This window comes from Pseudomonas sp. NPDC089547 (genome assembly GCF_050280665.1).
In the GTDB taxonomy this organism is placed as follows: domain Bacteria; phylum Pseudomonadota; class Gammaproteobacteria; order Pseudomonadales; family Pseudomonadaceae; genus Aquipseudomonas.
The window spans coordinates 1-1,148 of record NZ_JBNNVS010000115.1 but is presented as its reverse complement, the minus strand read 5'-3'; the positions used below and the strand labels follow the sequence as shown (position 1 = coordinate 1,148).

Genomic DNA, 1,148 nt, shown 5'->3' with positions numbered 1-1,148 from the left:
TGCCTATAGCCATCCCGCTTATATGGATTTCCATCCATATCATAAGCAACAGAGGTGCACACGGTTGAGCGATAAAGCGCCTCCACTTCGCGCGCTGCCAATTCACTGGGTACCTTGACCCTTAGGATTACCTTTTCCCCGTCATTGTCAGGAGACAACTCATCACCCCTGGCAGAAACATCAAGCGCAAAGGTTGAAAATACAAACAACACTGCCAGCTCACTGACTGTCATAAGCCCCCCTAAACCGCAGTTACTTTAACCCGCCACCATCGCGCCCCTTATTTTGCACTTTCAAGCTCAGCCGCCTTGCGGATTTCCTGAAGCCTTCGAAAGCTCGGTTCGCCCCCTCCCTCAGTCGAGCTACTGCCATCTGAATAGTGAAATATTGCATGGTTACCTTTGCGTTTAATTTTTGGCCCAACAGAACGCACCAAATAGTCGGAGTGAAGGACAGGTTCAAAATTTACACGTCGAGCACTCAGCGCTAGATACCTAACATAAGGGCTACGACTCGTAGCCAGATACGCAGCCTTTCTATACCCCCCAATAAATCTCTCACTTAGCCATGGATAATAATCTGGCCTGATATCCACATCACCCTCAACTTCAATAGCCGAACCACTACCTGGGGAATTGCTTTCATCAAACAGCACAATAACGCCGCCGCCACCACCAGGAACGACGCTTTCACCAAACTGACTCGTTTCCCCATATCTGATGCCAAATGTGACGTTGCTCAGCCTCCATCGACAACGCCCACCCCGGTCAACGGGCAGTTCAGTGCGCAAGACATTAGTATCGCCTTCACGCACAGTCTGCACATCCAGCTGCCTATAGCCATCCCGCTTATATGGATTTCCATCCATATCATAAGCAACAGAGGTGCACACGGTTGAGCGATAAAGCGCCTCCACTTCGCGCGCCGCCAATTCACTGGGTACCTTGACCCTTAGAATCACCTTTTCTCCATCAACATCAGGAGACAACTCATCGCTTTGGGCAGAAACATCAACCGCAAAGGTAATAGATACAAACAACACTGTCAGTGCACCGATTCTCATAAGACACCCTCAGCCGCAGTTACTTTCAGCTAGCCACCATCGCGCCCCTTATTTTTCACTTTCAAGCTCAGCCGCCTTACGGATT

The 1,148-nt window shown here is 49.8% G+C and carries 1 protein-coding gene and 1 pseudogene; both read right to left on the bottom strand.

The features are described from left to right. Positions 1–233: pseudogene (locus ACQKPZ_RS28210) on the bottom strand (hypothetical protein); the annotation flags it as partial. 47 nt (positions 234–280) lie between these two features. Next, a complete protein-coding gene (locus ACQKPZ_RS28205; RefSeq protein ID WP_427544572.1) occupies positions 281–1,063 on the bottom strand; it encodes a hypothetical protein in 783 nt (260 codons plus the stop codon). Positions 1,064–1,148 lie beyond the last annotated feature (85 nt).